Annotated in this window: 28 protein-coding genes and 1 tRNA gene; 15 read left to right on the forward strand and 14 right to left on the reverse strand. The window is 60.0% G+C overall.

Features of this window, described 5'->3' with window-relative positions; genetic code table 11:
• Window positions 1–369 (reverse strand): hypothetical protein (locus AC4DF4_RS05070; RefSeq protein WP_490047026.1); only part of this gene is annotated, 369 nt, incomplete at its 3' end.
• A 223-nt stretch (window positions 370–592) separates the two neighbouring features.
• Here AC4DF4_RS05070 and hemC point away from each other — a divergent pair.
• The 5 genes from hemC to AC4DF4_RS05095 all read left to right on the forward strand — a co-directional run bounded on the left by hemC (window position 593) and on the right by AC4DF4_RS05095 (window position 4,306).
• A complete protein-coding gene (hemC, locus tag AC4DF4_RS05075) occupies window positions 593–1,549 on the forward strand; it encodes a hydroxymethylbilane synthase (protein WP_490047027.1) in 957 nt (318 codons plus the stop codon).
• Window positions 1,546–3,060, forward strand: coding sequence for a uroporphyrinogen-III C-methyltransferase (gene cobA / locus AC4DF4_RS05080; protein WP_490047028.1), 1,515 nt, complete (start codon window positions 1,546–1,548; stop codon window positions 3,058–3,060). The genes hemC and cobA overlap by 4 nt, the downstream gene beginning before the upstream one ends.
• 49 nt (window positions 3,061–3,109) lie before the next feature.
• Window positions 3,110–3,877 carry a 3-keto-disaccharide hydrolase gene (locus tag AC4DF4_RS05085; RefSeq protein ID WP_490047029.1) on the forward strand — a complete coding sequence of 256 codons (768 nt, stop codon included), beginning with the start codon at window positions 3,110–3,112 and terminating at the stop codon, window positions 3,875–3,877.
• A gap of 92 nt (window positions 3,878–3,969) precedes the next feature.
• Window positions 3,970–4,044: transfer RNA gene (locus AC4DF4_RS05090), tRNA-Thr, on the forward strand.
• Between the two features lie 97 nt (window positions 4,045–4,141).
• Window positions 4,142–4,306: a hypothetical protein gene (locus AC4DF4_RS05095; protein ID WP_490047030.1), complete on the forward strand. Its 165-nt coding sequence runs from the start codon at window positions 4,142–4,144 to the stop codon at window positions 4,304–4,306.
• 93 nt (window positions 4,307–4,399) lie between these two features.
• Here AC4DF4_RS05095 and AC4DF4_RS05100 read toward each other — a convergent pair whose 3' ends face one another.
• Window positions 4,400–4,825 (reverse strand): hypothetical protein, encoded by a 426-nt coding sequence (locus AC4DF4_RS05100; protein ID WP_490047031.1) that lies wholly within the window; start codon window positions 4,823–4,825, stop codon window positions 4,400–4,402.
• A 239-nt stretch (window positions 4,826–5,064) separates the two neighbouring features.
• On the opposite strand from AC4DF4_RS05100, the gene tgt reads away from it, so the two are divergent.
• The 3 genes from tgt to secD are packed head-to-tail and all read left to right on the forward strand — an operon-like array spanning window position 5,065 to window position 9,025.
• Entirely contained in the window at window positions 5,065–6,195 is a 1,131-nt protein-coding gene (gene tgt / locus AC4DF4_RS05105; RefSeq protein WP_490047032.1) for a tRNA guanosine(34) transglycosylase Tgt, read from the forward strand.
• Complete coding sequence (gene yajC / locus AC4DF4_RS05110; RefSeq protein WP_490047033.1) at window positions 6,192–6,536, forward strand: preprotein translocase subunit YajC; 345 nt, start codon at window positions 6,192–6,194, stop codon at window positions 6,534–6,536. The genes tgt and yajC overlap by 4 nt, the downstream gene beginning before the upstream one ends.
• A 47-nt stretch (window positions 6,537–6,583) precedes the next feature.
• Window positions 6,584–9,025, forward strand: coding sequence for a protein translocase subunit SecD (gene secD, locus AC4DF4_RS05115; RefSeq protein ID WP_490047034.1), 2,442 nt, complete (start codon window positions 6,584–6,586; stop codon window positions 9,023–9,025).
• Between the two features lie 66 nt (window positions 9,026–9,091).
• On the opposite strand, the gene AC4DF4_RS05120 is transcribed toward secD, so the two are convergent.
• Window positions 9,092–9,871, reverse strand: a complete 780-nt coding sequence (locus tag AC4DF4_RS05120; RefSeq protein ID WP_490047035.1) for an EF-hand domain-containing protein — start codon at window positions 9,869–9,871, stop codon at window positions 9,092–9,094.
• Window positions 9,872–9,990: 119 nt separating this feature from the next.
• Here AC4DF4_RS05120 and metF point away from each other — a divergent pair, with 119 nt between their 5' ends.
• Window positions 9,991–10,896: a methylenetetrahydrofolate reductase [NAD(P)H] gene (gene metF / locus AC4DF4_RS05125; protein ID WP_490047036.1), complete on the forward strand. Its 906-nt coding sequence runs from the start codon at window positions 9,991–9,993 to the stop codon at window positions 10,894–10,896.
• A gap of 3 nt (window positions 10,897–10,899) precedes the next feature.
• On the opposite strand, the gene AC4DF4_RS05130 is transcribed toward metF, so the two are convergent.
• Window positions 10,900–12,456 carry a hypothetical protein gene (locus AC4DF4_RS05130; RefSeq protein WP_490047037.1) on the reverse strand — a complete coding sequence of 519 codons (1,557 nt, stop codon included), beginning with the start codon at window positions 12,454–12,456 and terminating at the stop codon, window positions 10,900–10,902.
• A 12-nt stretch (window positions 12,457–12,468) separates the two neighbouring features.
• On the opposite strand from AC4DF4_RS05130, the gene AC4DF4_RS05135 reads away from it, so the two are divergent.
• Complete coding sequence (locus AC4DF4_RS05135; protein WP_490047038.1) at window positions 12,469–13,428, forward strand: segregation and condensation protein A; 960 nt, start codon at window positions 12,469–12,471, stop codon at window positions 13,426–13,428.
• A 1-nt stretch (window position 13,429) separates the two neighbouring features.
• On the opposite strand, the gene infA is transcribed toward AC4DF4_RS05135, so the two are convergent.
• On the reverse strand, window positions 13,430–13,723 hold the full coding sequence (infA, locus tag AC4DF4_RS05140) for a translation initiation factor IF-1 (protein ID WP_490047039.1): 294 nt from the start codon (window positions 13,721–13,723) through the stop codon (window positions 13,430–13,432).
• A gap of 221 nt (window positions 13,724–13,944) precedes the next feature.
• On the opposite strand from infA, the gene AC4DF4_RS05145 reads away from it, so the two are divergent.
• Window positions 13,945–15,333 (forward strand): tetratricopeptide repeat protein, encoded by a 1,389-nt coding sequence (locus AC4DF4_RS05145; protein ID WP_490047040.1) that lies wholly within the window; start codon window positions 13,945–13,947, stop codon window positions 15,331–15,333.
• 67 nt (window positions 15,334–15,400) lie between these two features.
• Here AC4DF4_RS05145 and AC4DF4_RS05150 read toward each other — a convergent pair whose 3' ends face one another.
• The gene (locus tag AC4DF4_RS05150) at window positions 15,401–16,402 is read right to left on the reverse strand and encodes a hypothetical protein (RefSeq protein WP_490047041.1); all 1,002 of its coding nucleotides are present in this window, start codon (window positions 16,400–16,402) and stop codon (window positions 15,401–15,403) included.
• Window positions 16,403–16,429: 27 nt separating this feature from the next.
• Complete coding sequence (locus AC4DF4_RS05155; protein ID WP_490047042.1) at window positions 16,430–16,933, reverse strand: hypothetical protein; 504 nt, start codon at window positions 16,931–16,933, stop codon at window positions 16,430–16,432.
• Window positions 16,934–17,053: 120 nt separating this feature from the next.
• Between AC4DF4_RS05155 and pdxA the strand changes: the two genes are divergently transcribed.
• Window positions 17,054–17,908, forward strand: a complete 855-nt coding sequence (gene pdxA, locus AC4DF4_RS05160) for a 4-hydroxythreonine-4-phosphate dehydrogenase PdxA (protein WP_490047043.1) — start codon at window positions 17,054–17,056, stop codon at window positions 17,906–17,908.
• On the opposite strand, the gene AC4DF4_RS05165 is transcribed toward pdxA, so the two are convergent.
• Entirely contained in the window at window positions 17,905–19,131 is a 1,227-nt protein-coding gene (locus tag AC4DF4_RS05165; RefSeq protein WP_490047044.1) for an MFS transporter, read from the reverse strand. The genes pdxA and AC4DF4_RS05165 overlap by 4 nt on opposite strands.
• 127 nt (window positions 19,132–19,258) lie before the next feature.
• On the opposite strand from AC4DF4_RS05165, the gene lexA reads away from it, so the two are divergent.
• Window positions 19,259–19,876 carry a transcriptional repressor LexA gene (gene lexA / locus AC4DF4_RS05170; RefSeq protein WP_490047045.1) on the forward strand — a complete coding sequence of 206 codons (618 nt, stop codon included), beginning with the start codon at window positions 19,259–19,261 and terminating at the stop codon, window positions 19,874–19,876.
• Between the two features lie 448 nt (window positions 19,877–20,324).
• Window positions 20,325–21,281, forward strand: a complete 957-nt coding sequence (locus tag AC4DF4_RS05175) for a hypothetical protein (RefSeq protein WP_490047046.1) — start codon at window positions 20,325–20,327, stop codon at window positions 21,279–21,281.
• Here AC4DF4_RS05175 and AC4DF4_RS05180 read toward each other — a convergent pair.
• The 6 genes from AC4DF4_RS05180 to hemL all read right to left on the reverse strand — a co-directional run bounded on the left by AC4DF4_RS05180 (window position 21,256) and on the right by hemL (window position 25,548).
• Complete coding sequence (locus AC4DF4_RS05180; RefSeq protein WP_490047047.1) at window positions 21,256–21,717, reverse strand: rhodanese-like domain-containing protein; 462 nt, start codon at window positions 21,715–21,717, stop codon at window positions 21,256–21,258. The two genes, AC4DF4_RS05175 and AC4DF4_RS05180, sit on opposite strands and share 26 nt — an antisense overlap.
• A complete protein-coding gene (locus AC4DF4_RS05185; protein WP_490047048.1) occupies window positions 21,714–22,406 on the reverse strand; it encodes a DUF1573 domain-containing protein in 693 nt (230 codons plus the stop codon). The genes AC4DF4_RS05180 and AC4DF4_RS05185 overlap by 4 nt, the downstream gene beginning before the upstream one ends.
• Window positions 22,407–22,413: 7 nt before the next feature.
• The gene (locus AC4DF4_RS05190; protein WP_490047049.1) at window positions 22,414–22,926 is read right to left on the reverse strand and encodes a hypothetical protein; all 513 of its coding nucleotides are present in this window, start codon (window positions 22,924–22,926) and stop codon (window positions 22,414–22,416) included.
• The gene (locus AC4DF4_RS05195; RefSeq protein ID WP_490047050.1) at window positions 22,923–23,519 is read right to left on the reverse strand and encodes an anti-sigma factor family protein; all 597 of its coding nucleotides are present in this window, start codon (window positions 23,517–23,519) and stop codon (window positions 22,923–22,925) included. The genes AC4DF4_RS05190 and AC4DF4_RS05195 overlap by 4 nt, the downstream gene beginning before the upstream one ends.
• Window positions 23,500–24,162 (reverse strand): RNA polymerase sigma factor, encoded by a 663-nt coding sequence (locus tag AC4DF4_RS05200; RefSeq protein WP_490047051.1) that lies wholly within the window; start codon window positions 24,160–24,162, stop codon window positions 23,500–23,502. The genes AC4DF4_RS05195 and AC4DF4_RS05200 overlap by 20 nt, the downstream gene beginning before the upstream one ends.
• Window positions 24,163–24,258: 96 nt before the next feature.
• A complete protein-coding gene (gene hemL, locus AC4DF4_RS05205; RefSeq protein WP_490047052.1) occupies window positions 24,259–25,548 on the reverse strand; it encodes a glutamate-1-semialdehyde 2,1-aminomutase in 1,290 nt (429 codons plus the stop codon).
• A 124-nt stretch (window positions 25,549–25,672) separates the two neighbouring features.
• On the opposite strand from hemL, the gene AC4DF4_RS05210 reads away from it, so the two are divergent.
• A complete protein-coding gene (locus AC4DF4_RS05210) occupies window positions 25,673–26,392 on the forward strand; it encodes a hypothetical protein (protein ID WP_490047053.1) in 720 nt (239 codons plus the stop codon).
• Window positions 26,393–26,414: the final 22 nt, after the last annotated feature.

Consider the following 26,414-nt stretch of genomic DNA (forward strand, 5'->3'; position numbering starts at 1 on the left):
ACCGAGGAACCGGAGAATCAATGACGATCTTTCCATTGTCTCAAGCGGGCATCGCCACAGGGATTTTGCGCCCTTGTATTCGTATTCATAGCCACTTCCCTTGAGCCCCTTTGCGGTCAGATTTCCATCCGCCCACTTACGGCCATCTTTGTCCGTGCCTGGAGATGGTGGGACGGGCTTATTGAGGGAGGCGTTTTTACCGGCGAATTTGAGCCAGAGATAGACTTCGAGGGCTTCCCTCTGGGGCTGACGGAGTTTTCCGGCTGTGGCAATGTGCTGAACGACCTGTCCTGGAAGCGATTGCGCGTTTGCCCGCTCTTGGGAAATCCAAGTGGAAGCGGCTTGTTGAATCAGATCGTAGAGGTTCATCCAGAACTGGTGGTCTTTTCGGACGTTGCTCGCGCATTCCATCCGCATCGAGGCAAGGTGAAAATCCTGATTTACCGGATCAACTAGAAATCCGCACTAACTGAATACGGAAATGCGGAAAATCGTCAACTTGGGGACAAACCTTGGACTTGCATGCCGGGGCAAGCGTGGCCATGAAAAGAGCTCCGCCACATCAAATTTCCAGCCCTTTCCCGAAACTGAAATGTCCGTCAAATCCCCTACTCCCATCATCGTCGGCACGCGCGGCAGCGAGCTGGCCCTGGTGCAGGCCACCGCCACCGAAGCCGCGCTGGCAGCGGCATTTCCCGATCGGGAGTTCATCCGCAAAGTGATCAAAACCACCGGCGACCGCCGCACCGACGTCTCGCTCGCCGACGTGGCGAAGGCCGAGGGAACCTTCGACAAGGGCGTTTTCATCAAGGAAATCGAGGAAGCGCTGACCGCCGGGGAAATCGACATCGCAGTGCACAGCCTCAAAGACTTACCGACGGTGTTGGGGGATCAATACGTGCTCGCCGCCGTGCTGGAACGCGCCCCGGTCCGCGACGTGCTGGTGATGCGGCAGCCCGGCGGTTTGGCGGCGCTTCCGGTGGAGGCGATCGTCGGCACCAGCAGCGTCCGTCGCGCCAAACAAATCGAATGGATGCGGCCCGACGTCCAAGTCGCCGACCTGCGCGGCAACGTGCCGACGCGTTTGCGGAAGCTCGCGGAGGACGAAAAATACGACGCCATCTTGCTCGCGGAAGCCGGTTTGGTGCGGCTCGGATTCATTCCGGAAGTCGCGGCTGGCGAGGTGGAAGAAGTTTCCGGAATTCCGGGCCTGTTCGTCACGCGGCTCGATGAAAGCGAATTTTTCCCCGCCGCCGGACAAGGGGCGATCGGCCTGGAAGTCCGCTCCGGCGACGCGCCGAGCCGGGTTTTTGCGGAAACCATCGGCCACCGCGAGACATGGCTGCGGATCAGCGCCGAGCGCGAGTTCCTGCGCCTGCTCGACGGCGGCTGCCACACGCCGGTCGGAGTTTATTCCTCCATTTCCGGCGAAGAGATTCTTCTTAAAGCCCGCGTTTTCCCCGAAGCAGGCGGCACGCCGACATCCGGCGAAGCCCGCGGCACCGATCCTTTCACCCTCGCACTCGAACTTTTCAACTCCCTCTCATGAGCAAATCAGGCACTTGTTACCTAGTCGGCGCCGGCCCCGGCGATCTCGGACTCGTCACTCTCCGCGCCAAAGAGTGCATCGAGTTTGCCGATGTCCTCGTTTACGACGCCCTCAGCAGCCCCGAGCTACTCAACTGGACCAAAGCGGGTTGTGAGAAAATTTACGTCGGAAAGAGAGCCAAGGACCACTCGGTGCCGCAGGACCAGATCAACGACCTGATCGTCGAAAAAACCAAGGCTGGAAAAAACGTGGTCCGTCTCAAAGGCGGCGACCCGATGATCTTCGGCCGCGGCGGTGAGGAAGCCGCCGAACTCGCCGCCGCAGGCGTGAATTTCGAAATCGTCCCTGGCATCAGTTCGTCCATCGCCGGCCCGGCCTACGCGGGAATCCCGGTCACCCACCGCGACCACAACACGCAGCTCACGATTTTCACCGGCCACGAAGACCCGACCAAAGGCTTCAGCTCGGTCGATTACGCGCAGCTTGCCAAAGCGCCCGGCACCAAGGTTTTCCTGATGGGTGTGGCCCGGCTGCGCGAAATCACCGGCGCGTTCATCGAACACGGCGCAGCTCCCGAAACGCCAATCGCCCTCACCCGCTGGGCGACGACCGGTTCGCAGAAGACCATCGTCGGCACGCTCGCCAGCATCGCCGACATCGCCGAGCAGGAGAATTTCAGCTCCCCCGCCGTCGCCGTGATCGGCAACGTGGTCAAGGAGCGCCAGAAAATCAACTGGTTCGAAAAACGTCCGCTGTTCGGCAAGCGCATCGTCGTCACCCGCACCCGCGAGCAGGCTGGCGAACTCAGCAAAGCGCTGCGCGACCTCGGTGCCGACGTCATTGAGCTGCCAACCATCCGCATCGAAGGCCCGCCGGATCGTCAGGAATTCGCCGAACTCGTCACCCACGCCCATGAATACGACTGGCTCGTCTTCACCAGCCCGAACGGCGTCGAGCGCTTTTTCGACGCGTTTTTCGCCTCCTACCCCGACGCCCGCAGCCTCGGAAACCCACGGATCGCCGCGATCGGTGAAGGCACCGCCAAGAAAATCCGCGAATACCGTTTCGCCGTCGATCTCATCCCCAAGCGCTTCGTCGCGGAAGGCTTGATCGACGCTTTCAAAAAGGAAGACATCGAAAACCTCACGATGCTCTGGGTCAAAGCCGCCGAAACCCGCGACGTCGTCGGCGAGGGACTCACCGCCCTCGGAGCCATCGTGGACAATTGCGTCGCCTACCAGACGGTCGCCGAAACCGAAGATCCGACCGGTGCCCGCGCCCGCCTGATTGAAGAAGGCGCGGATTTGATCACCTTCACCTCAAGCTCCACCGTGGAGCACTTCTTCGCGCTCGGCCTCGACTGGCCGGAAGGCTGCGCTGCCGCCAGCATCGGCCCGGTCACCAGCGACACGCTGCGCAAGCAAGGCATGAAGCCGACCTTCGAAGCTCCAAAACACGACATCCCCGGCCTGACCGATGCGATCGTGAAATATTTCAAAGGCAAAATCTGAGTCGCGGCGGTGAAAGATGTGGCCAGGTGTGGAAGTATCATACCACCTCATGAACCGGACCCATCACCTGATTCTCGCGGCATTTCTGGCAGCTTCACCCCTTCACGCCGGCGTTGGCGTCGGCGAAAAACCGATCCCGGGCGCCGAGCTGATCTTCGACGGCAGCCGCGAGATGCTCGACGCGAAATGGACGTATTGGCAAGGCCCGGGCTTCGCCTCCGCGCTGCCGATCAAATGGAAAATCGTGGCGGACCCGGTCGATCCCGGAACGGTGCTGATGACCGATGATCCGGCGGCAGCCAAAGGCAGATACGGCAGCGCCGACGTTGTTACCCAAAAGAACTACGGCGACTGCCGACTGCACGTCGAGTTCCTCATCGTCAACAAAGGCGGGAACAGCGGCGTCTATCTGCAAAACCGCTTTGAAATTCAGATACTCGACGGCGACATCACCAAACACGGCATGGCCGCGGTGATCAACGAAACCGAATCGCCCTATCACCTCTACAAAGGCCTCGGCAAGTGGAACAGCTATGACATCGTCTTTCGGGCCGCCCGATTTCAGGACGGCAAGCTCATCGAAAAGCCAATGGTCACTCTCTATTTCAACGGCGTGAAAGCGCACACCAACCAAAAAATCAACCAAGTCTGGGGCGGCGCGAAATCCGGGATCGACGGTGGCAACGACAAAGGCAAAGGCATTACCGACACGCCCGGCGGCTTGAAGCTGCAATGCGAAGGCCACGACGTCCGCTTTCGGAACATCTGGATCAAGGAACTCGACCTCAAGACTCCGGACACCGATTTCACCGAATGATCGGTGATTTTTCGGTGCATTCCCGCCGCAAGCGGATTTCCCGCTTGCGGGTTGCAGGCAGGTTTGTTTTCTTCCCTTTCGTTCTGTGAGACGCCGCTGTAGCTCAGGGGTAGAGCAATTCATTCGTAATGAATAGGTCGTCGGTTCAATTCCGACCAGCGGCTCCATGACTCCCAACCGGTTCACCAGGAAACCTAACCTGAATTGATTTGGTCTGCGCATTTTTTTTGCGTGTAAGTTCATTCATATTCTCTTAAGCCGGGGATGAGCCGAAAACCTGGTGCCCCGCGAATCCGCCAGAAAACCGCATCCATGAACATGAGCCTTCTCGATTGGACCATCGTCGTCGTTTACCTGCTCGGTGTCGTCGGCCTCGGCTGCTGGACCGGCATCAATGAGGCGGACCCCGAAATTCGGGCCAGGGGTTAAGCTTTGATTGTGGTGGTCGGGAAGCTTCGCTCAGCCACGAAAAAGCCGCCGGAGGTCATCCGGCGGCTTTTCAAATCAATGGTCGTTAGGAAATCAGGCGAGAGTGCCTTCTTCCTTGGCTTCTTCCTTGGCTTCTTCCTTGTCGCAGTCCTTCTTGCACTTGCCGGCAAGGGTGCCTTCTTCCTTGGCTTCTTCCTTGTCGCAGTCCTTCTTGCACTTGCCGGCGAGGGTGCCTTCTTCCTTGGCTTCTTCCTTGTCGCAGTCCTTCTTGCACTTGCCGGCGAGGGCGCCTTCTTCTTTTTTCTTTTCACCGTCCTTCTTGCACTTGCCGCAATCGGCGAGGACGGTGCCTCCTTCCTTCTTCTCTTCACCTTCCTTCTTCTTGCACTTGCCGCAATCGGCGAGGACGGTGCCTTCTTCTTTCTTTTCCTTGCCACATTTCCCCTTTTCACACTCGCTGGCGAATGAGGACGGAATGATCATGAATGAGGCGCAAAGCGCGGTGAGGAACAGTTTCATAAGTATTTTGATTTTGGTTTGTTGGTTTCAATCGACGGGGCAGGATACCCGCACATCTGAGTTGCGCCAGTCGAAATTATTCGAAAAAATTCCAACTGCCGCGAAAAAATCGCGGGAATCATGAAATCAACTCCGCCGGGGGCCGGATGTTTCTGAAAAATCCCACTGTTTTCACGGCCGCAGAGCGCATGATTGGGCTTGGCCCCCGCAGGCATCTGTCCTATTGCCCCCGGCCGCCCGTGTCATTTTCCATCCTCGCCACCGATCCTTCGAGTTCCGCCCGCCGCGGCCGCTTGGTTTTGCCCCATGGAACCGTGGAAACCCCGATTTTCATGCCGGTCGGCACGCAGGGGACGGTCAAGACGCTGCATCCGCTCGAGTTGGAGGAGCTCGGCGCGCAAATCATTCTTGGCAACACCTACCACCTCTGGCTGCGGCCCGGCCATGAATTGATCCGCGATCTAGGCGGACTGCACGGTTTCAGCACCTGGCAAAAGCCGCTGCTCACCGATTCCGGCGGCTTTCAAGTCTGGTCGCTGGCGAAACTGCGCAAAATCACCGAGGAGGGCGTGCGTTTCAACAACCACCTCGACGGCTCGAAAATGCTGCTCACTCCCGAGCTCAGCATGGAAATCCAAGGCGCGCTCGGATCGGACATCGCGATGCTCTTCGACGAATGCCCGCCCTATCCGTGCGACGAGGCCTACGCCGCGAAATCGCTCGCGCTGACCACCCGCTGGGCCAGGCGCTGCAAGGACTGGGTGACGGACCACGAACCGCGCTCCGGCAGCGGCAGGCAGCAACATTTCGGCATCGTCCAAGGCTCGATTTACGCCGACCTGCGGGAGCAATCCGCCCGCGAGCTGGTCGAGCTCGGCTTCGACGGCTACGCGATCGGCGGCGTCTCGGTGGGCGAGCCGGAGCACGAGATGTTCCGCGCCATCGAAAACGCGGTGCCGTTTCTGCCACACGACAAGCCACGCTACGCGATGGGACTCGGCACCCCGCCGCAGATTTTGGAAATGATCGCCCGCGGCGTGGACATGTTCGACTGCGTGATGCCCACCCGGATCGCCCGCCACGGCATGGCGATGACACTCGATGGTCCCATCAACATCAAGAACCTGATCCACGCCAAAGACCCGCGTCCGGTCTGCGAGAGCGCGCACCCGCACGTCGCCCGATTTTCCCGTGCCTATCTCCGGCACCTTTTCCGCGCCGGTGAAATCCTCGGTTTGCGGTTGCTTTCCTTCCACAATCTGCATTTCTACCTGTCCCTCGTCGCCGGGGCAAGGGAGTCCATCGCCGCGGGAAACTTCTCCGACTACAAAGACTCCTTCATCCAGCGCTACACCCGATCCAATTCATGATGACACCAATCCACGCCCTGCTTTCCTCCGCCCTGCTCGCTGAAACGCCACCTCCCGCGGGAGGATTGCTCGGCAGCCCGTTTGTCATGATGGGCCTGATGGTGGTGATGTTCTATTTCCTCCTGATCCGCCCGCAGCAGCGCCAACGCAAGGAAATGGCCGCGCGCATCGCCTCGCTCCAGTCCGGCGACAAGGTGGTCACCTCGTCGGGCATTCACGGCATCGTCCACAATGTGAAAGAGCACACCGTGATGATCAAAGTCGCCGAGGGCACCATGCTTGAATTCGACAAGGCGGCCGTTGCCTCCGTCCACAAAAAGGACGTCGCCGCCGCCAAATAACCCCACCCTGATTTCACCGATTCCGGAGCCAAAACCGCCCACACACCATGCTTGCCGCCACTGCTTTCTACGAAGATCCGTTGACCCTGTTCGTCACCGGGCTGGTCCTGATGATTCTGTTTTTCTGGTATTTCGCCACCGAGATCGAGCGCCGGAAGCGTAATGTCGGCACCGTGTTGCTGCTCGGCGTTTGCGCGCTCTGCGTGCTGGCCGCCACCCCGTTCAAGGAGCGCCTCAAGGGCGGCATCGACATCCTCGGCGGATCCTCGTTTTCCCTCCGCATCCAAGCGCGCGAAAGCGACGACGGCTCGAAAATGCCGATCACCAAGGAGCAGGTGGACCAGGCCATCATCGTCATCGAAAAGCGCCTCAACAGCATGGGCACCGCCGAACCGATGATCGCCCGCCAAGGCGAGGACGGAATCATCGTCCAAATGCCAGGCGTGGAACCCGAGGAATCCGCCCGCATCCGCACGACTTTGGAAAAAGTCGCCAAGCTGGAACTGCGTGAAGTCAGCCGCCGCAACGACGAGGTCGGAGCCGATGGTAAAAATCTCGCCACCCGAGTCTCGGAAGGCAGCGAAATCATTCCCGGATATCGCGCCTACACCCTCAAAGGCAAGAACCAGGAAGGCGTGGAGTATTCCACTCCCATCCTCCTCAACCGCCGCATGGCTCTCGGCGGTTCGGACATCGCCCTCGCCACCCCTTCTCCCCAGCAAGCGGACGCGGTGTCCATCACCCTCAACAGTGACGGCACCGACAAGATGATCGCCCTGACCAAGGACATGAATGCCGGTGACCGCATCGCCATCGTCCTTGATGGCGAGGTCATCAGCGCACCGGGCCTGAAGGAACACGGACCTCTCGGAAAGCAGTTCCAGATCGACGGCCTCGACAAGCCAGGTGAAGTCCAAAACCTCGCCAACGCCCTGATGAACCCGCTGGAAAACCCGCTCGTCGTCGAAGAAGAGCGCACGGTTTCACCCACCCTCGGCAAGGCCGTGGTCGAACAAGGCATCTGGGCCGGCATCGTCGGCCTCGCCATCACCTTCGTCTTCGTGCTCCTTTATTACCGCTTGGCCGGCATCATCGCGCTCTTCGGCCTGCTGGTAAACGGCGTCATCCTGTTTGGCGTGATGGCCATGTTCGGATTCACCTTCTCGCTTCCGGGCATCGCCGGGATGATCCTGACCATCGGCATGGCTGTGGACGCCAACGTGCTCATCTACGAGCGCCTGCGGGAGGAGATCGAAGCCGGAAAATCCCTCAAGAACGCCATCGCCGCTTCTTATGAAAAGGCGTTCAGCGCGATTTTCGACTCCAACCTCACCTCGCTGATCACCGCCATCATCCTCTTCTGGATGGCCAGCGGCACGATCAAAGGCTTCGCCGTCACCCTGACTATCGGGATTCTGGCGTCGATGTTCTCGGCCATCCTCGTGACCCGCGTGCTGTTCCGCTGGGGAATCGACCTGGGAATTCTCAGGAAACTCAGTTTCCTCAACCTCATCCGCGCGACCAACTACGACTTCCTCGGCAAGCGCCGGACGGCGGCCATGGTATCCTTGGCCTTGGTGGTGCTGTCCTTCGCCGCCTTCGGGATTCATCGCGAGCGCTCGCTCGGCATCGACTTCACCGGCGGCACCCTCATCCAGTTCCAGTTAGGCAAGGACAACAAGGTCGCGATCTCGGATGTCGAAAAAGCCCTCGGAACCCTCACCCTCGCCAAGGCCGCCTATCCTCAGGAACAAAGCAATCCCGCCACCGGCACCTTGCTCACCGTCCGTTGCGACTCGAAAGACGCGGCCCAGATCACCGCCAAGCTGCGCGAGTCAATTCCGGTTCTCGGCGAACACAAGGTGGCTGCCGACAGCTCCACGGACTACGTGATCGACAGCAGCAAGGAAGAGGTTTCCCCCCTCATCGGCGGGACCTTCCTCAAGGAATCCTTGCTCGCGCTTGTCCTCGGCCTGCTCGGCATTCTAGTTTACATCACCGTGCGCTTCGAATTCTCCTTCGCCCTCGGCGGCTTCATCGCCATCCTTCACGACGTGGTCATCGCGGTCGGACTCGTCGTCCTCTTCGGCGGCGAACTCTCGCTGATCCACGTCGGCGCGATCCTGACCATCGCCGGCTATTCGATCAACGACACCATCGTCGTTTTCGACCGGATTCGCGAAAGCCTGCTCACCCGCAGCGGGTCGATCAAAGGCATTATGAACGAGGCGATCAACGCCACGCTGTCACGGACCTTGCTGACATCCGCCACCACCATCATCACCGTCGGGATCCTGTCCTTCTTCGGCGGATCCTCGCTCCGGGATTTCTCCGTGATGATCCTCATCGGCCTGCTAGTCGGCACCTACTCATCGATCTTTGTCGCCTCGCCCGTCGTGCTCTGGTGGAGCAACCGCAAGGGTGGCGATCTCCGCACCGACGTGCTGGCCACGGAAATCGCGGCTGAAACCAAGGCAGCTTCCGCCTGATTTCATTCATCCACGAAAAAACCTCGCGTCACTCCGAGTGGCGCGAGGTTTTTCATTTCCGGATTTTCACTCCGAGCGCGGTGGGGGCGGCGCGGAATCCTCCGAGGAAATCTTCAAATCGCCATTGCGGTCAAGCCGTTCGAACCGCTCCTCCTGTTCGTCCTCGGTCAAGCCCTTGACCGCCGGACCTGCGCGAAACTCCTCGAATGACAAGGCCCCGTCGCCGTTCAGATCCAGCCGGGGGGGAATCGGATCGCGCTTGCCTGAATCTTCGTTTCTTTCCGGGTGTTTGCCCTCAGGCCCCTTCCGATGCTCCTTGCCGTCGGGACGCTTGAATGCGGGCTCCGGCCGATCCTTCGGCGTGATCACCCCGTCCTTGTCGGTGTCCAATCTCTTGAAAACCGCCTCCTGCTTTTCGGGAGGAAGCTTCATGAAAAACCGCCCGCCCTTGAACTCTTCAAAACTGACTCCGCCGCTCTTGTCGGTATCGAGCTCCCACAGCCGCGCCATCGGCTGCCCTTCGCCCTCGCGAGGCTTACCCATGTGACCGAGCTCGTCCCGGCCCAGGGCGCCGTCGCCATTCTTGTCCAAACGCTTGAACAGGTTCTCTCGTTTTTCCTCGGGTAGATTCGCAATGCGGGGCATCGCGGCGAACTCCTCCTTTGAAATCAGACCGTCGTGATTCGAATCCGCAGCCTTCAATCCCTCGCCAAACGGCCGGTCCATTCCGCGCCGCTCGCGCTTCCCGTTCGGTGGTGGATCTTTCGGCGGAGCCGGGGGCTGGGCAAGACATGCCGCGGGCAGCAGCATTCCCGCGACAAGTAAGGAAACAGGGATTGTTTTCATGGGCAATTGACGCTTTTTTAGCTGTGTGACGCGAAGCGAAGTGACAAAGAAACTCCGCCTCCCTGAAAAAGTTTCGGTCACCGGCCCGGAAACCCGCCACTCCCAATCACTCACCCGCCATGCACATCCGAGACATCCTCAGCGATTCCAAACCGTCGCTCTCATTTGAATTCTTCCCGCCACGCACCGCGGCGTCCTGGGAATACCTCTATCAGGCCATCCGCGAGCTCGAACCGCTGCGTCCGTCCTTCGTTTCGGTCACCTACGGCGCCGGCGGCGGCACCCGCGAGCTGACCCACGACCTCGTCGTCCGCATCAAACAGACGACCACCATCCCACCCGTGCCCCATCTCACCTGCGTCGGTCATTCCGAACAGGAAGTCGCGGAGATTCTCGAGCGCTACGCCGCGGCGGGCGTCAGCAACATCCTCGCCCTCCGCGGCGATCCGCCACGCGACCAGCCCGACTACGATTGGTCGGAAAGCGGATTCCGCCACGCCGCGGATCTTGTCCGATTCATCCGCAAATTCAACGAATCGGGCGCCCACCCCGATCCCCGCGGATTCGGCATCGGCGTGGCGGGCTTTCCGGAAGGCCACCCCGCCACTCCCAACCGGATGGATGAACTCGATTTCCTGAAGGCGAAAGTCGATGAAGGGGCCGACTACATCTGCACCCAGCTTTTTTTCGACAACCATGACTTCCTGGATTTCCGTGACCGCTGCGATCTGGCAGGCATCCGCGTCCCGATCATCGCCGGCGTGATGCCGGTGACATCGCTCTCCGGCATGAAACGCATGGCCGAACTCGCCGCCGGCGCGCGCTACCCCGCCAAGCTGCTGCGGGCGCTTGACCGGGCGAAATCCAACGCCGAAGCCGTCGAGCGCGTGGGCATCCACTACGCCGCTGAGCAATGCGCCGGACTCCTCAACGAGGGTGTGGACGGCATCCACTTTTACACGCTCAACAAGAGCCACGCGACCCGTGAGATCTATCATAGCATCGGCCTCGCCGCCGACGCGTGATTCCTAGCGGGTCCCTTGCTGGTAGATATCCTCGGCCTGCGTCAGGGTGATTTCGTAAAGGCTGCCCTCGATGGGAACCATCATCGGGATTCTGCCGATGTTGGCATCCACCGGGAACTGCGCGGCCAGCTTCGGCGCGCGCTCGAAAGCATCCGCCGGCAGGGTGATCCGGAACAGGCCCTCGTAACGCAGCGTGGTGGACAAGCGATTCGCGGCTTGCTCTTCAAGACGGCGCATCTCGAGACTGAGCCCCAGGCGGTCAAACAAGGATGACGCCCCTTCTCCCATGTTTCCGTCCCTGGCCCGCTGGGCTTCCAGAGCCGCCCGGCGCAGGGTGAAATCCGGACTATCCCCCTTCGAGGCGACCTCTTCGTTCTCCGTTTCATCGATCTTGAACAAGGGCGCACTCCCGGCCCCCGCGGTTTTCTCCAAGGCCGCTTTGGTCTCTTCCGCAGTCGGCAGTCTCACCCGCAGGTTTCCTTCGAGGGAAAACAGATCTTCCGCTTTCAGCTTCAGGTCGGTGATCTCCATGCCTCCCCCGCTCGTCTTCATTTGGAACGAGCCTTCCCGGAAGTCCACCCGGGAGTAGTTCCGCACGTAGTCCACCACCGAAAGCGCCTTCAGCAAATGAAGCCGCTCGCGCAAACTGATCGTATCCTGTCCATCCAGCACGACCTGGCCTTCGAAGCCGATTCCGTCGGACGAATTGGTAGATCCCGAGACTTTGAAATCTCCGGAAATCGATCCCTCGATGAAACTTCTCAAAGCCGGCGGCACCACGCTGTCCAAACCGAGCGCGCGGACTTTCGCGACGCCCTCGACCAAGGGCCGCGCGCCTCCGGTCACTCTCAGACCGGAACAATCGACCGTCCCCCGCCCCCGCCGGAACTCCGCCCGTTCAAAGGTCAAACCATCCGGATCGCAGACCACCACCAAGCTGACGATTTCAATCCTTCGCAACCAATTCTGCGAAAACGTCCCGCCCATGAAACTCAATTTCAACCCGTTCTCCAGCCGCTGGACTTTGAGAACACTGTTCTCGATGGAGCCCCGCGTCCGCTCGGAATATCCCCAGTGCAAGGTCGCATCGGTGATCTTCAGCGAGTTGATCAGCACATCGTCGGATCTCTTAAAGAGGGCCGCGGAAAGCATTTTCGCCGACTCCGCATCATCCGCTCCCGCATGGAGTTCCACATCGAGCCTCGAAAGCGAAATGGTCCCGGGATCCCACTTTCCGGTCAGGCCGTCGAGGAATCCCATTTTACAGCGGATGTTTCTGGCCTCCAGCGAGGTGAAGAACGTTTCATTCCCCCCTTTGCAGGCGAGACGGTTGATTTCAAGCTGGCCTTGGACCCGCGAAAAGCCCTTGAGCTCGATTTCGGAGGCGGAAAGCCCGGCCTGGAGAGACGCCTGCAAGTCGTCGTTAAACCGTTTCGTCTCGGGCCGCTTGGCCAGATAGACCCACGACCCGGCGACCACCACCATCATGAAAACAAACACCCGGAAGGCCATTCGCAACAAATGGAACATCGCCACCCCCTTGCCGCCGCGGCCCGTCATCGAATACCGAACATGAAACCAAACCCCTTGGTTTGCCACCCACTGGCCCAGGCGTTCATTGAAATCTTGCGCTTGTTCGGCTTCCATAATTCGACTCGCCTTGCGGCGCCGGAAGTAAAACGCTCCTCCGCCGATGAGGCGAGGGAAATTTACCCTCGCCCAGACTCCGTCCATCCCCTATCACCCGCCTCCGTGGAAGCCAACGACTACAAAGTCCGCCTCGAAATCTTCGAAGGCCCTCTCGATCTCCTCCTCTACCTCATCAAAAAGGACGAGGTGGACATCCATTCCATTTCCATCGAGCGCATCACCCGCCAGTATCTCGACTACATCAACACCTTCAAGCTGCTCAACATCGACCTCGCTTCCGAGTTCATCGTGATGGCCGCCAACCTGATGTATTTGAAAAGCCGGACGCTCCTGCCACGCGTGGACCAGCCGCCGGAGGAGGACGCCGAGGAAGACGATCCGCGCTGGGAGCTCATCCGCCAGCTCATCGAGTATAAAAAATTCAAGGACGCCGCCGGTTTCCTCTGCCTCCGCGAACTCGAGCAGGAAGGACGTTTCGCCCACCAACCGGACACCTCCGACCTCCCCGCCGAGGAACCCGCCGCACTCGCGGAAGTCTCGATTTTCGACCTCATCCGGGCCTTCCAGAACGTCCTGAAACGCTTCGAGGAATCCCACGATTTCGGCGACATCATCGACGACCGCTTCACCGTTTCGGATAAAATCGAGCTGCTTCTCAGCCACTTCGCGCCCGGCGAGGCGCGCCGCTTTGAAGAGCTTTTCCAAACGGCCACCACCAAGGCCGAGGTCATCGTCACCTTCCTTGCCTTGCTCGAATTGATGAAACTCAACCAATTCGTCGTCCGCCAGAACGAACTGCTCGGCGACATCGTCATCGAAAGGCGCGACAACCAATCCGTTGCCGCGCTCGAAGCCGCCGAGGTCGGGGCCGACTACGCTTGAATCAGCTCAAGCGGAAGACAATCCGCGCCTTGGTCAGGTCATAAGGAGACATCTCCATCTTCACCTTGTCACCCACCACCAGGCGGATGAAGCGCTTGCGCATCTTGCCGGAAATATGAGCCAGCACCTCGTGCCCGCTCTCCAGCTTCACCCGGAACATGGTGCCGGCGAGAACGGATGAGATTTCACCGTCCACCTCCACCGCCTTTTCTTCTTCGTCCTTGGTGGAACGCTTCGGTGGACCATAACGATTGCGATTGAGACGACGTCCCGATTTCTTTGGGCGAGGAGGCATATTGACTTGAGATAATACAAACGGCTGACTGGAAAGCCACGCCGTGCGGCCCTTGGGTAACCCATCCCATCCGGGCCATCAATCCCAAAAAACGCGCGATTCCCGCATTCTCTCTCTTTTCTCCATCACCCCACGCTTGCCAAGCCGTCGCAAGCTCTCCATTTTTCCCTCTCAGCCATCGCAAAGTGGCATTTCTAAAAAACCGCATTATTCTCAACGCCATGCCCGAGATCACCGAAAAAGAACTTCCAGCGAACCTCAAGCCACTTTGGCTCAAAGCCCTAACCGCTGTCCAGACCTCCAACATTCCTTACGGCATCACCCTCCTCCAAGCCGTTCTCAAAGACTGCCCCGGATTCCTCGACGGCCGCAAAATGCTCCGCACCTGCGAACTCCAGCTCGCCGGAAACACCAAGAAAAAAGCCGGCCTCTTCGGCATGTCGGGTGGTGGCATGGGCGTGATGAAACTCCAAGGACAGGCAAAAAAGGACCCCGAAGGCACCCTTCCCTTGATTGAAAAAGAATTGGAAAAAGATCCGCTTAGCGATCAAGCCAACGACCTCCTCTTCGACACCTGCCTCAAACTCGAACTTTACGACACCGCCGCCTTCGCCCTCGAGACGATCCGCAAGGGCAACCCCGAAAACGCCAAGCTGCTTCACAAACTCGCCGAGTTCTACATCACCCGCGAACAACCGCAACTGGCGTCGGAAGTTTACAACGACATCATCAAGCACCACCCCGCCGACGGCCCCGCGATCAAGGGCTCCAAGGACGCTTCCGCGCGGGCCTCCATGCAAAAGCAAAAGTGGGATGAAAACGCCGACATGCGTTCGCTCATGAAAAACTCCGCCGAATTCGAAGAACTCGAAAAGGCCTCCCGCACTGGCCTCACCCGCGAGCAACTCGAAGAACGTCGCGACAAAATTATCGAAAAATACAACGCGGACCCCAACCATCTCGCGACCGTTAAGGATCTCGCCGGCATCTACGAACAACTCGAAGACTGGCACAACGCCCACACCTTCTATAGCTGGGCCCACTCACTCAGCAATGGCGACGTCGCCCTCGCCACCAAGGCCTCCGCCATGAACGACCGCGCCCTTGAGACCGACATGAGAAATCTCGAAGCCGCCGCCGCCGCCGATCCGGAAAACGCGGAACTCAAGACCGCGCTCGACGCCCGCAAGGCCGACCGCATCGCCGAGCAAGTGAAAGAAGCCCAAAAGCGCGTCGATCAAAACCCGACCGATCCCCAGCTTCGCTTCGAACTCGGCAGCGCGCTTTACAAGGCCGGCGAATACAGCGCCGCCATTCCCCACCTCCAACAGGCGACGCGCAACCCGCACATCCGCACCAAGGTGCTGCTCACACTGGCCCGCGCGTTCCGCGCCAAAGCGATGTTCGACCTTGCGATCAAACAACTGTCAGACGCGCTCGCCGACCTCGTCGCCATGGACAACACCAAGAAGGAAGTCCTCTACGAAAAGGGACTCATCCACTCCGAAGTGGGCGACAAACCCTCCGCGCTCGATTGCTTCAAGCAAATCTACGAAGTCGATTACGGCTACCGCGACGTCGCCCAGCGCGTGGAATCATCCTACGCCTGACCCGTCAGAAAAAAATCCGCCGCCCATCCGTTTGGAAGGTCGGCTTTTTCATGGCCGCGATCCGCCCTCATTTGAATTCGTTGAAACCTTCATCAAAAGGCACCTCGCCCACGACCCAGTCCCCGGCGATGACCTTCAAAATTTCAAATTGACGGGAGTCGGCACCCTCAACCCGCCGGATTTCCAAGGTCGCGCGGGTGACGCTCTCCTCCTTCGAAAACATCCAGTTCAAGGCGGCGGCCTGGCGTGATCCGACTCTGCAATACCCAAACAGGATTTGCTCCGTGTCAGGTGAAGCCATGCGATGACAGACCCATTGCTTGTCGTCGCTAAACGCGCCGTTATAATAACTGTCCTTCGCGACATAGACCCTCACCCGGGCGAGAGCCGCGCCCTTTTCCAGGATATCGTTCCACGACGGCTTCACCATGCGGGCAAAGGCGCCGAAATCGACTTTCCATCGACCGACCGCATCAGGGGTGAGCAACGCCAACCTGGGAAGCGGCCTTTCCACGCCCTTGAAGCTCACCAGCACGCCGTCGATCGAAAGACCGTTCGCATCCATGCTGCTGAGCCAGGTATAGCGCTCGATCACGCCGTCCAAGGACTCGATCTTTGACAGGAAACCCACCACTTCTTGCGGACTCGCAGCGCCCGGACGAAAAAAAGCGTCAACCCTCTCAGGCTCGCGAACCGCTAGAGCCTGCTTGACCAAGGCAATCGCCTCGTCCTCGGGCGGCGATGGAAACAGCGGGGCCACCCGCACCTCTTGTCGAAGCCCGGACGAAACCTGTCCGGCACTGCTGCCAGCCGATTTGATCTTTGGACCCAGCCACAGGAAAATCACCACCGCCAGGGCGCACACTGTCACCGTCCACCCTCGGACCAGCTTCTTGCGATATTCCCACCACCGTTTGCCCGGGCTGCGGCCGCCGCCCTTTTGTCTGCTCCCTTGCCTCGGCAAACCCGTGCCACGGATCCGCGCGACTCGTCCCATGCTGGGTGCATCACCCACCGCCCGCCCCCCTTGATAGGACTGGACCGAACGTCTGACATCATTGGATTTCATATTGCAGATGGAAGTCAGGAATGGAGCTCAGCGAGGAATCATCGTGATCCGGAAGCGGTCGTAGCGATCGTCCGGCCGGAACAGCCATCCCGGCTGGCGATCCAGCGCCTCGTATCCCGTCAGCATGAATTCTGATAGAAACTGGTTGCTGTTCGGATCATACGCCTGCTGACCGGTATAGTATCCGCGGAGACGATATTCGGTGTTGTTGTCGAAGGCATACCGCTCGCCGGGCGCGCCGTCCTCGGAGAGCCTGTCGGGATTTTTCTTCTTATCCTCGCGCATGATCACCAGCTTGGCCCGGTTCCATGACTGCCGGGGTTGGCGGACATAACCCCAGAAACGGGTCTTTTCCACGAAGTAGCGCCGGCCGTAAAAGAAGTCACCGGTCGGCTCGCTGGCGATCTTCGCATTCCTCTCCTCCACGCTTGGCCCGCCCAGATTGCCGCCTCCCATCGACGAGCTACCGCACTGGGTGAGCAGCGAACACAAAACTCCGCAAGCGATGACATGGGTTATTGAAATCGTCATGGGCAAAACTAAGAAGCCCGTTTCCTTCCCGCAAGCCCCCAAAATGAAAAATGCACGGTATGTTCCATTCCCCCCATTTCCCCACTTGGCAGGCATCCAAGATCCCCCGACAATTCCGCAATGCCACGCATCCTCATCACCCTCGGAGATCCCGCCGGCGTCGGCCCGGAAGTCATCGACCTCGCGCTGGCTTCCACTCTCCTCCCCCGCGGATTTGATATCGAAATCCTGGGCGACCGAAGCGCGGGAACACTGGGAAAACCCGACGCCCGCTCCGCCGCCGCCGCGCTCGCGGCCTTGGACGAAGCCGTCCGCCAATTGAAAAACGGCACCGCCGACGCGGTTGTCACCGGCCCGGTTTCCAAAGAGGGCCTGCAAGCGCTGGGTTTCCCCTTCCCCGGCCAAACCGAATATTTCGCCGATGCCTTCGGCGTCGGCAATTACGGCATGCTGCTCACCGGGGCCACCCTCACCGTGGGTCTCGCGACCATTCACGAGCCACTCGCCAAAGTGCCCGACTTGCTCACCGTCGCGCGCATCGCCCGGATCGGCACGCTCACCGCGGAATTTCTCAAGCGCCGCGGCATCCACCAGCCTCGGATCGCCGTCGCCGGACTCAATCCCCACGCCGGAGAAAACGGCGCGTTCGGCGATGAGGAAATTCGCATCATCCGGCCCGCGATTGACCAGCTGAACAACTCGGGAGCGGCAATCTTCACCGGCCCCGCGGTTCCCGATGCGATCTTCCGCGATGCAGCCCAAGGCCGGTTCGACGCCGTGCTCGCCATGTATCACGACCAGGGCCTCATCCCGCTCAAGCTGCTCGACTTCGACACCGCCGTGAACGTCACCCTCGGACTGCCCAAGCCGCGCACCAGCCCGGATCACGGCACCGCCTTCTCCATCGCCGGGAAAAATCTCGCCAGCCCGTCCTCCATGATCGCCGCCATCCGCCTCGCCTGCGAACTCGCTTAACCTGCCGGGCGTTTCCCCAGCCCCCGGTAAAACGCCGCGAAAATCACGAAACACAGCGCGATCATCGCCGCAAGGATCGCCCAGAATTCCATCCAGCCCTGGCCGTCCGCGGTGACACAATGGTTCCGCAACCACCCGCAAACCAAGGCGCCGGCCAGCGGTCCGAGCCCCCCGGAAACCAAACCCAGCAATCCCTGCGCCTGCCCCTTGAGCCCCGGATCCACCCGCCGGTCCAGAAACACCTGCGCCGTGATGAAGAAAAAAGTATAACACATCCCATGCAGCGCGATGCCGCCGATGTGCCAGCTAATCGATCCGCTCGCCCCCGCATACGCACTCATGCCGAAACGCAGCACGGATAGACCAAGCGCCCACAGCAACACCGCTTTCACCTTGAACCGCACCATCACCGATCCAACGAGCAACATCGCGGCGACTTCCGTCAGCTGGGCGATCGTCATCGTCGCGGTGGAATGCCGGTCTCCCAGGACTTTGAGCAGTTCCGGCGCATACATGTAGAATGCGGATAGAGGCACGGAAAACAAAGCCGTCACCACGAAGAACACCCGGTAGTCCCGCTCCTTCATCAACATGAACGCATCCAGACCCAGGCGGCTTTTCCAGGAATTCCCCCTGCCCAAAGGAGGCGTGTGAGGCAGCATGAACGCCAGCAACCCGCCTAGCAGTCGCGTCGCGGCCGAGGCGTAACCGGCCACCGGGCTGGTGTCCGCATGCAACACGTAACTGGTGATCAGGCCGCCCGCCATCCACCCCACCGTCGCCCCGAGCCTCACCAATGGAAACTGGCGTTCGCCGTGCTTGAGATTCGTCAGGGAAATCGTCGCCAGAAGTCCCCATGAAGGGGCGGAGAAAAGCGAGTAAGCTCCTAGCAGCGCGACGAACCACCATGGATTCCAACCCGCATCAAGAACCGCGAACGCTGCGAAAAGCGCTCCGGAGCTGATCAACGAGCTCCAGGCAAACAGCCGGTCCGCCGCGATCCGCTGGTCCGCCAGCGCGCCACCGATCAATGGCGACACCAGCGCGCAGAGCGGCGGCACCACGAATACGACCGCCACCCAACCGCCCAGTTCGCGGGCCTTCAGGATATTCGTTAGCGCCGGCAACCAAAACCCCGGCGTCATTCCGTGCAAAAAAAACACGACCCAGAGCCATCCGAAAACCGACGTCGGCCTGTTGCTGATTTCCGACCCGCCCTGCACACGCGGGAACTAGACGCCCGCCGCGTGAATTGCCAGCGGGATATGGCGGCCGCGACAAACCTCGAAAATTTCACTTGATCCGGACTCCATCCTCGGGTTTGTTCGAAGGAACACTGTTCATAAACCGATGCAACATCCAGAACTTACCCACCGCCAGCAGGAGATCCTTGATTACCTCCGGAAGTCACAGCGCAAGGACGGTATCATGCCAACGACCCGTGAGATCCAGCGCCACTTCGGGTTTGCCAGCCAAACCGCAGCCATGAGCCACTTGCGCGCGCTCGAACGCAAAGGCGCCATCCAACGACTCGCCGGCAAAGCCCGCGCCGTCATTTTCCCGGACGAACTCGACCGCGGGGAAATTCTCGACATCCCGATCTACGGCAACATCGCCGCCGGCATGGCCCAAGACGTGGAACAGGAGCGCCAAGGCTGCATTTCCATCGACATCACCGCGCTCGGCATCCCGCGCAACGCCCGCACCTTCGCCCTCAAAGTCCGCGGAGACTCGATGATCGACGCCCATATCTGCAACGGAGACACCGTGATCCTCGAATTCCGCGAACCCCGAAAAGGAGACATCGTCGCCGCACTCATCGATGGCGAAACCACTTTGAAGCGCTATCTGGTGGATCATGGGAAACCCTTCCTGCGCGCTGAAAATCCGGACTACCCGGATTTGCTTCCCGCCCAAGAGTTGATCATCCAAGGCGTTCTCGTCGCCCTGCTGCGGCATGCCGCCTGATCTCCCGATTTGAGGCGGACTTGTTGGCGTTTATGCATGATTGACGAGCCGATGGGATTGGTTAAATTCCGCCTCAGTCCCCATGCCGAATGAAACCATCACCTTTTTGTGTCCCGCTTGCGGGATCAAGCTAACGATTCCTGGTCATCGTGCAGGTATCACCGGACCATGTCCGTCCTGCGGCACTTTGATTCAAGCTCCTTATCCGGCTCCGCATCAGGTCACCCCGGCCTATCCGCCGATTACCGCGCCGATTCCGCTTTCCGCAGCTCCGGATTACCAGCCACCGCCTCCGGCTCAGCCAAGTTCTCCGGCGGCACTTCGGCCGGAGCCCCGTCAATTGCCAAGTCGTTCCGGCCACGGCGAGCCAATCGCCAAGCAAATGCCCGAGCGGAGTCGATCGGCCCAAGCCTCCAACGATCCGCTCCCCCTCGCCAGGCATCCTCATTTGCGGACCCGACTGCTGCTGCCTTTGCTTTTCCTGACCGCCGCAGGGGCGATGGTTTACGGAGTCCGGACCATTCTCAACAATCAACCGAAGGACGCGTATTCCAAGGACGCCGTGCCCCCCGGCTCCGTCATGCCGATTCTTCCAGAGTCACCCCGGCCTCCCAAGACTCCCCAAGAGCCGGAAAAAAACATCATTCCGACTTTGCCGGTCCCGGTCCCGGAGCAACCGTCGATCACGGAACCGCCCCAACCGTCGATCACGGAACCGCCCCAACCGCTGCCCGCCGAGCTCGAACCCACGACGCCGGGCATGGTTGCCATGGAGGTGTTGGAGAAATTCCTTGCCGCCAAAACGCTCGCCGAGCGCCTGCCGATGATCGAAACCCAGACGCCGGAAGCCGAACTCGCCAAATCCTGTCTCGCCGCCCCCCTTCCGGCGACGAGTCGGATCGAGATCGACGCCCAGGAAAGCAACGCGGTCGAACAAGTGGTCGATTTCTATCACAATGTGGATTTCGACGCGGACGACAAGCCCATCAATCCCCAAATGATTCTCATCAGGACCCGGGGGACCGGCGCGCCAAAAGTCGTGGTGGATCCGTTTCTCGACTCATTCGGCGGACGTCTCGCCGCCTACGCCAAAACCCCGTCCGACAAGGCGGGCGTTTTCCAAGTTACCATTTCCGCCGTGGCCTCTTGCAATGACGAGCACGTTCCGAACCGCGAGAAGAAACTCACTCTCAAACTGCTGCCGCGGGACAATACCAAGGAAATCGCCCGCGCCTTCTTCGGCAGACAATCCAAGATCGGCATGATGCTCGAAGACGGCACTTACAGCCTCAGCTACGGCAAGGCCAAGGCCTGCACCGTGATGCTCCGGTGGAATGTCGAAGACCGGCCGGAGACGCCTTATCTCGAGGCGATCGACCTCAAGACTTTGGATTGGAATCCTTGATCCGTCCGGCCTCGCTCAGCGCGCGCCAGCCACCACGCAATACCGAGACTTCCGCGCCAAGTTGCAGGCCCCGGATCTTATCCGCGATCTGATGGCTGAGCCCGCAGTTTTCATCGCCGCAATAGACGATCACCCGTGGCGTTTCCATGATCCGCATCGCTACATCCACCTCGAAAGCCTGCATGTCTTCGCCGGGATCGAGATTCCAAAGCACGGAGCCGGGAAGCCCGTTCTTCACCCAATCCTTCCGCGAGCGCGCGTCCACCCACAACACTTTCGCATCGGGAGAAACTTGTTCGAGGCACACTTCGCCGGGTTTCAAAGTGGCCGGATCGCAGGACAGTGTCCGCGCCGGTGGCCCTTTGATCCAATAAGTTCCCCCGGCCGCCGCCAGGGCAATGCCGACAATCGCGGCTAACTGCCCGAGCCCGTTCATGGCTTCAGCGGCGTTTGTGGCGGCGACGGCTTGCGCACCACGGCGAACGCCTGCTGGACGCGATGCTTGGAAATCCCGCAATCCGTCTCGATCCGGATCACGGCCAATCCCGGCGCGTCGATGCTCCCGGGCGTTACCACCAAATCGTATTTCTTGCCTTCCTCGACGGTCTTCAACTCGCACGCAAACGACTCGGAAGAGGACGTCACTCCGGTCACGTGGATGAGTTTGCCCTCGGCCATTTGAATCCGGATGACTTGTGGATCAGCCTTCGTGCCGAGATCCCACTTCAAGGTTTTCGGCTCCACTCCCACCAGCACGGGAATGTGGACCCGGACAGTTAGCCGCGTGGAAGGCTTGTCCGCAGGATCATCGTCAATCCACAAAGCCACCATTTTATCGACGGTTCCTGAAAAATTCCCCATCTCGAATGTCGCCCGCACGACACCGGATTCACCCGGCGCATACCTGAGTTTGCCGCCCGAAATCTCGACCTTCAAACAGGAGCATCCCGGATCGCTTTTCGTGATGGAAGCGGGCTTGTCGCCCTTGTTCGTGAAGCTGAACTCCGTGGTCACGAGGGTCGCATCCGCCCCGGCGTTAACCTCCTTGAGCGTCTCGGTGAATTCCAAACCTCCGGCTTGGGTGAAAACCACGAGCGCCAGCCAAATGAAGATTCCAATTCTCATGGCTGGATTATGAGCCCGGATTTTTCTTCGGCGCAAGGGCAACCCCGATGATCAAGCGCCCGCCACGCCACTCGGGGCCAAGGATGAAAAGCGGCCGGTTTCCTTCGAGCCGCGCATCCGTCTTCAGGATCTTTTTCCGACTGAGCCAGAGCTCAAGATCCAACCCCGTCGCCTGCCGGGTGGGTTGGCTGCGCGCTTCAAAGCGGACCAGCACCTCGTCCGACGGCTTCAAGGGCTGCGCCCAACTTTCATAACTCCTCAACAACGGCTGCACGTCCTGCCCGAGCAACCGGTAGTTCTTGAACCGAAGCCGCTCTTCGCCCCGCAAGCGCTTCTCGATCTCTTGCGTCACCGCAGCGGTCTTGGCACCCGCCACCTCGGGGTCACCGTTAGTCGCGTGATAGACGGTCACCCCGACCCACCCGATGTTGGCCTTTCCCGGATCTTCCTGGGAAAAGCCGATGTTGGAACAAAGCATCACAGCCGCCGCAACGCGGAGCCATTCGCGTCGGATCATCATTGCTCCGTTTCCATTGCGGGTTTCACCTCGCGGTTCGCCGTGGAGTCGATCTCGCGCTCCGCTGGCAAATAAACCGTTGCGGAAAAATCGGTGTCATCTGGGATCGCCGCCACACCTTTGAGTACAATCACCGTGGCGGAAGCCTCCTTGCTCGCGAACCACTCGGCGTCCACCCCGTTTTCCGGCGTGTAAACAACCGGCTCGACGGGGATCGCCTTGGGCGCACCCGCCACGTCGTATTCAGGAGTGGTTGTCGCTTTCGTTCCTGCCCAAAAAGTGAGGGCCATTCCCGCGCAGGCGGCCATTGGCATGCACCAGGATTTCCAGGAAAACGATCTCGCCCGCAGTGCAACCGCCGGGGCCGGCTCGCGAATGGCTTGCAGCACGCGGCTGTTGAAAAAGTCCGGATACGGCGGTTCCTTGAATGCCGGCATGGCCGAAGCCACCGTCGCCCGCCAGCGGCGGATCTCCTCGCGGGCGGCGAGTTGTTCCGGCCGGGTCAGCGCCCACCCCTCGACCGCGGCGAGATCCGCGCCTGCCAATTCATCGTCCAGCCACAGGGCCAGCGTTGCTTCATCGGGATTCGTATTCATCTTTTAGCAATGCTTGGAGTTTCTGACGTGCGTAAAACAACCGGCTCATCACCGTGCCCAGCGTGCTCGACATCGCCTCGGCGATTTCCTTGTAGGAAAGCCCCTGCACGTCTTTGAGGAGCACCACTTCCCGGTGGTCGGGAGAAAGTTTGCCGAGTGCGATCTGGATTTTCACCCGCAGCTCGCCGTTCGCCATGGTGGCGTCCGGCATCTCACCGCCGGACGGGGTGGTGAACGAGGCGGAATCAATCCGCTCCCGCTCGAAAATCTCGTCGTTGAACTCACCGGCGCTTTCGATCTTCCGCTTCCTCGCCCAGTCGTAAACGGTGTTGTGGGCGATTCGATAGAGCCAGGTGGAGAATTTCGCCTTCGCCTCGAACTTCGGCAAGGCATGCCAAGCCTTGATGAAGACCTCTTGCGAGAGGTCCCAAGCGTCGGCTTCCTGATGAATCATGTTGCGGATCATGGCGAATATCCTTCCCCGGTGCCGGGTCACGAGCTCGTCGTAAGAGCGCGTGTCCCCTTGTTGCGCCAGTTCAACCAGTCGGAAATCATCGTCCGGATCGGTCATGATGGCATCCGGATCGACAGAACCAACAGGCTCCTGCGCGACCTTCGACGTCTCATCAATGGGTTTATTCATTATTCAGGGGGAAAATTTCACCTGCGCCAGACGCAAGCGATCACGACCGCAGCCTGCCCGCCGCTTGCCGGGCGCGCAACCCGGAATCTCGCGTTCCTAAATTCCGCCCAAGACCTCGCCGAACACCGTGAGCGTGTCATCCAGATCCGCCTCGGTGTGGGCGAGCGAAATGAAGCCGGTTTCGTAAGGTGACGGCGCGAGGTAAATCCCCTTGTCAAGGCACCCCCAGAAGAACTTTTTGAAGAACTCCAAATCCTGCTTCATCACGTCATCGACGTTGACGATTTCCCGGTCGGTGAAGAACAGGCAGAACATCGACCCGACGCGGTTGAAGCGGTGGGGCACGCCTTTTTCCGCGAGAAGCTGGCGCAGGCCTTTTTCGAAATGCGCGCCAAGCTGCTCGAGCCGGGCGAAACCGGAGCGGTTGTGCAACTCACGGAGCTGGGCAAGGCCGGCCGCCATCGCGAGTGGATTTCCGCTCAAGGTCCCAGCCTGATAGACCGGGCCGATCGGCGCGAGCATGTTCATCACGTCCGCCCGCCCGCCGAAGGCCCCGACCGGCAGGCCGCCACCGATCACCTTGCCGAAACAACTGAGATCCGGCGTGAGATTTTCCAGTCCTTGCACCCCCGCCCTGCCGAGACGAAAGCCGGTCATCACTTCGTCGAAAATCAGGAGCGCGCCGTGCTTTTTCGTGATCGAGGAAAGCAGATCCAAGTAGCCGGCTTTCGGGAAAACCAAACCGGCGTTCGCGGGATAAGACTCCACGATGATCGCCGCGATTTCCTCACCCCGCGCAGCGAAAAGCGCTTCAAGAGCTTCAGGATCATTATAGGAAAGGACGATGGTCTTCTCCGCGAACGCCCTCGGAACCCCCGCCGAATCCGGCTCGCCATGAGTGAGCGCCCCGGAACCGGCGGCGACTAGCAGCGAGTCGCTATGGCCGTGGTAACAGCCGTTGAATTTCACGATGTAGTCGCGTTTCGTGAAGCCCCGCGCCAGACGGATGGCGGACATCGTCGCTTCGGTACCCGATGACGTCATGCGGACTTTCTCAACGGACGGCACCCAATCACGGATCGTGCGCGCCATTTCCACCTCGAACATGTTGGGAATGCCGAAAGAAATCCCGCTCTTCGCCACCTCGTGGATCGTGTTGGTGATGGCGACCGGCGCGTGGCCGAGAATATTCGGCCCCCACGAGCCGATGTAGTCGATGTAGTGCTTGCCATCGATGTCCTCGATGCGACTGCCCGCGGCGCGGCGGATGAAAAACGGCTCGCCGCCGACGTTGCGAAACGCCCGCACCGGGGAGTTCACCCCACCCGGGATCAGTTCCTTGGCGACGGCGAAAATCTTCTGTGAAAGCGGGCCCTGCGAGTGCATGCGCGGACCATGAATCAAGATTGGCAAACGTCCAATCGCGAATAATCCTCGAATAATCCACCGCCCGCGACGTCGGAACGAAATGAGGATTCCGCTTTGGAAAAAAACCACTACCTTCCCTCCCATGAAGCCGGGACTTTTTACCCTCATCGCCGCCATGCTCGTTCTCCCGATGCAGGCCCAGACCAAGCGCGCCGGGCGGAAATCGCTGCTCGATACCGACCCCTCGGTCGTTTACATGGAGCAAGCGCTGAAGAAACCGGTCGAGCTAAAGGTCATCAAGGAAGCCCCGGTTTTTTCCGATAAGGAAGGCAAGCAACGCCTCGGCACCCTCAAAGCCGACCAGACCGTCCGCCTCGAGGCCATCACCGATAAAATCTACCGGGTCCGCGGCCAGGGCACGCGCGAGGGGATTTCCGGCTGGGTCGCGCCTTGGGCGTTTTCCTCCACCGATCCCGAATTCGTCGCGAACCTCAAACAACTCTACCAACGGCAGATCCAAGTCCAGGCGCTCATCGACAACAAACAAGTCGCTGCCGGCATGACCCTCGACGAAGTGGCGCTCGCGAAAGGCAAACCGACCAAAACCTCCTTGCGAAAAACCGCCACCGGCCAATCCGGGCGCTGGGAATTCATCGAATACGAGGAAATCAAAAACTACGTCACCGAGATCGACCGCGTCACCGGCCAGGCCTACCGGCGGCTCGTCAGCGTGACCCAGGAGGAGAAAGGCAAGACCGCCGTCGAGTTTGAAAACGATACCGTCACCGCCGTCGAGGAAAGCGAAGACCGTAAGGGTGGAAATGTCCGGATCATCGTGCCGCCCGTGATTTTCCACTGGTGAGAAAAATCACGGATGCCACATC

Source organism: Luteolibacter sp. (assembly GCF_058122085.1).

Coding starts and splice junctions, on each gene's coding strand:
- hemC (WP_490047027.1), top strand. CDS start 593: ATGTCCGTCAAATCCCCTACTCCCATCATCGTCGGCACGCGCGGCAGC.
- cobA (WP_490047028.1), top strand. CDS start 1,546: ATGAGCAAATCAGGCACTTGTTACCTAGTCGGCGCCGGCCCCGGCGAT.
- AC4DF4_RS05085 (WP_490047029.1), top strand. CDS start 3,110: ATGAACCGGACCCATCACCTGATTCTCGCGGCATTTCTGGCAGCTTCA.
- AC4DF4_RS05095 (WP_490047030.1), top strand. CDS start 4,142: ATGAGCCGAAAACCTGGTGCCCCGCGAATCCGCCAGAAAACCGCATCC.
- AC4DF4_RS05100 (WP_490047031.1), bottom strand. CDS start 4,825: ATGAAACTGTTCCTCACCGCGCTTTGCGCCTCATTCATGATCATTCCG.
- yajC (WP_490047033.1), top strand. CDS start 6,192: ATGATGACACCAATCCACGCCCTGCTTTCCTCCGCCCTGCTCGCTGAA.
- secD (WP_490047034.1), top strand. CDS start 6,584: ATGCTTGCCGCCACTGCTTTCTACGAAGATCCGTTGACCCTGTTCGTC.
- AC4DF4_RS05120 (WP_490047035.1), bottom strand. CDS start 9,871: ATGAAAACAATCCCTGTTTCCTTACTTGTCGCGGGAATGCTGCTGCCC.
- metF (WP_490047036.1), top strand. CDS start 9,991: ATGCACATCCGAGACATCCTCAGCGATTCCAAACCGTCGCTCTCATTT.
- AC4DF4_RS05130 (WP_490047037.1), bottom strand. CDS start 12,456: ATGACGGGCCGCGGCGGCAAGGGGGTGGCGATGTTCCATTTGTTGCGA.
- AC4DF4_RS05135 (WP_490047038.1), top strand. CDS start 12,469: ATGAAACCAAACCCCTTGGTTTGCCACCCACTGGCCCAGGCGTTCATT.
- infA (WP_490047039.1), bottom strand. CDS start 13,723: ATGCCTCCTCGCCCAAAGAAATCGGGACGTCGTCTCAATCGCAATCGT.
- AC4DF4_RS05145 (WP_490047040.1), top strand. CDS start 13,945: ATGCCCGAGATCACCGAAAAAGAACTTCCAGCGAACCTCAAGCCACTT.
- AC4DF4_RS05150 (WP_490047041.1), bottom strand. CDS start 16,402: ATGAAATCCAATGATGTCAGACGTTCGGTCCAGTCCTATCAAGGGGGG.
- AC4DF4_RS05155 (WP_490047042.1), bottom strand. CDS start 16,933: ATGACGATTTCAATAACCCATGTCATCGCTTGCGGAGTTTTGTGTTCG.
- pdxA (WP_490047043.1), top strand. CDS start 17,054: ATGCCACGCATCCTCATCACCCTCGGAGATCCCGCCGGCGTCGGCCCG.
- lexA (WP_490047045.1), top strand. CDS start 19,259: ATGCAACATCCAGAACTTACCCACCGCCAGCAGGAGATCCTTGATTAC.
- AC4DF4_RS05180 (WP_490047047.1), bottom strand. CDS start 21,717: ATGAACGGGCTCGGGCAGTTAGCCGCGATTGTCGGCATTGCCCTGGCG.
- AC4DF4_RS05185 (WP_490047048.1), bottom strand. CDS start 22,406: ATGAGAATTGGAATCTTCATTTGGCTGGCGCTCGTGGTTTTCACCCAA.
- AC4DF4_RS05190 (WP_490047049.1), bottom strand. CDS start 22,926: ATGATGATCCGACGCGAATGGCTCCGCGTTGCGGCGGCTGTGATGCTT.
- AC4DF4_RS05195 (WP_490047050.1), bottom strand. CDS start 23,519: ATGAATACGAATCCCGATGAAGCAACGCTGGCCCTGTGGCTGGACGAT.
- AC4DF4_RS05200 (WP_490047051.1), bottom strand. CDS start 24,162: ATGAATAAACCCATTGATGAGACGTCGAAGGTCGCGCAGGAGCCTGTT.
- hemL (WP_490047052.1), bottom strand. CDS start 25,548: ATGCACTCGCAGGGCCCGCTTTCACAGAAGATTTTCGCCGTCGCCAAG.
- AC4DF4_RS05210 (WP_490047053.1), top strand. CDS start 25,673: ATGAAGCCGGGACTTTTTACCCTCATCGCCGCCATGCTCGTTCTCCCG.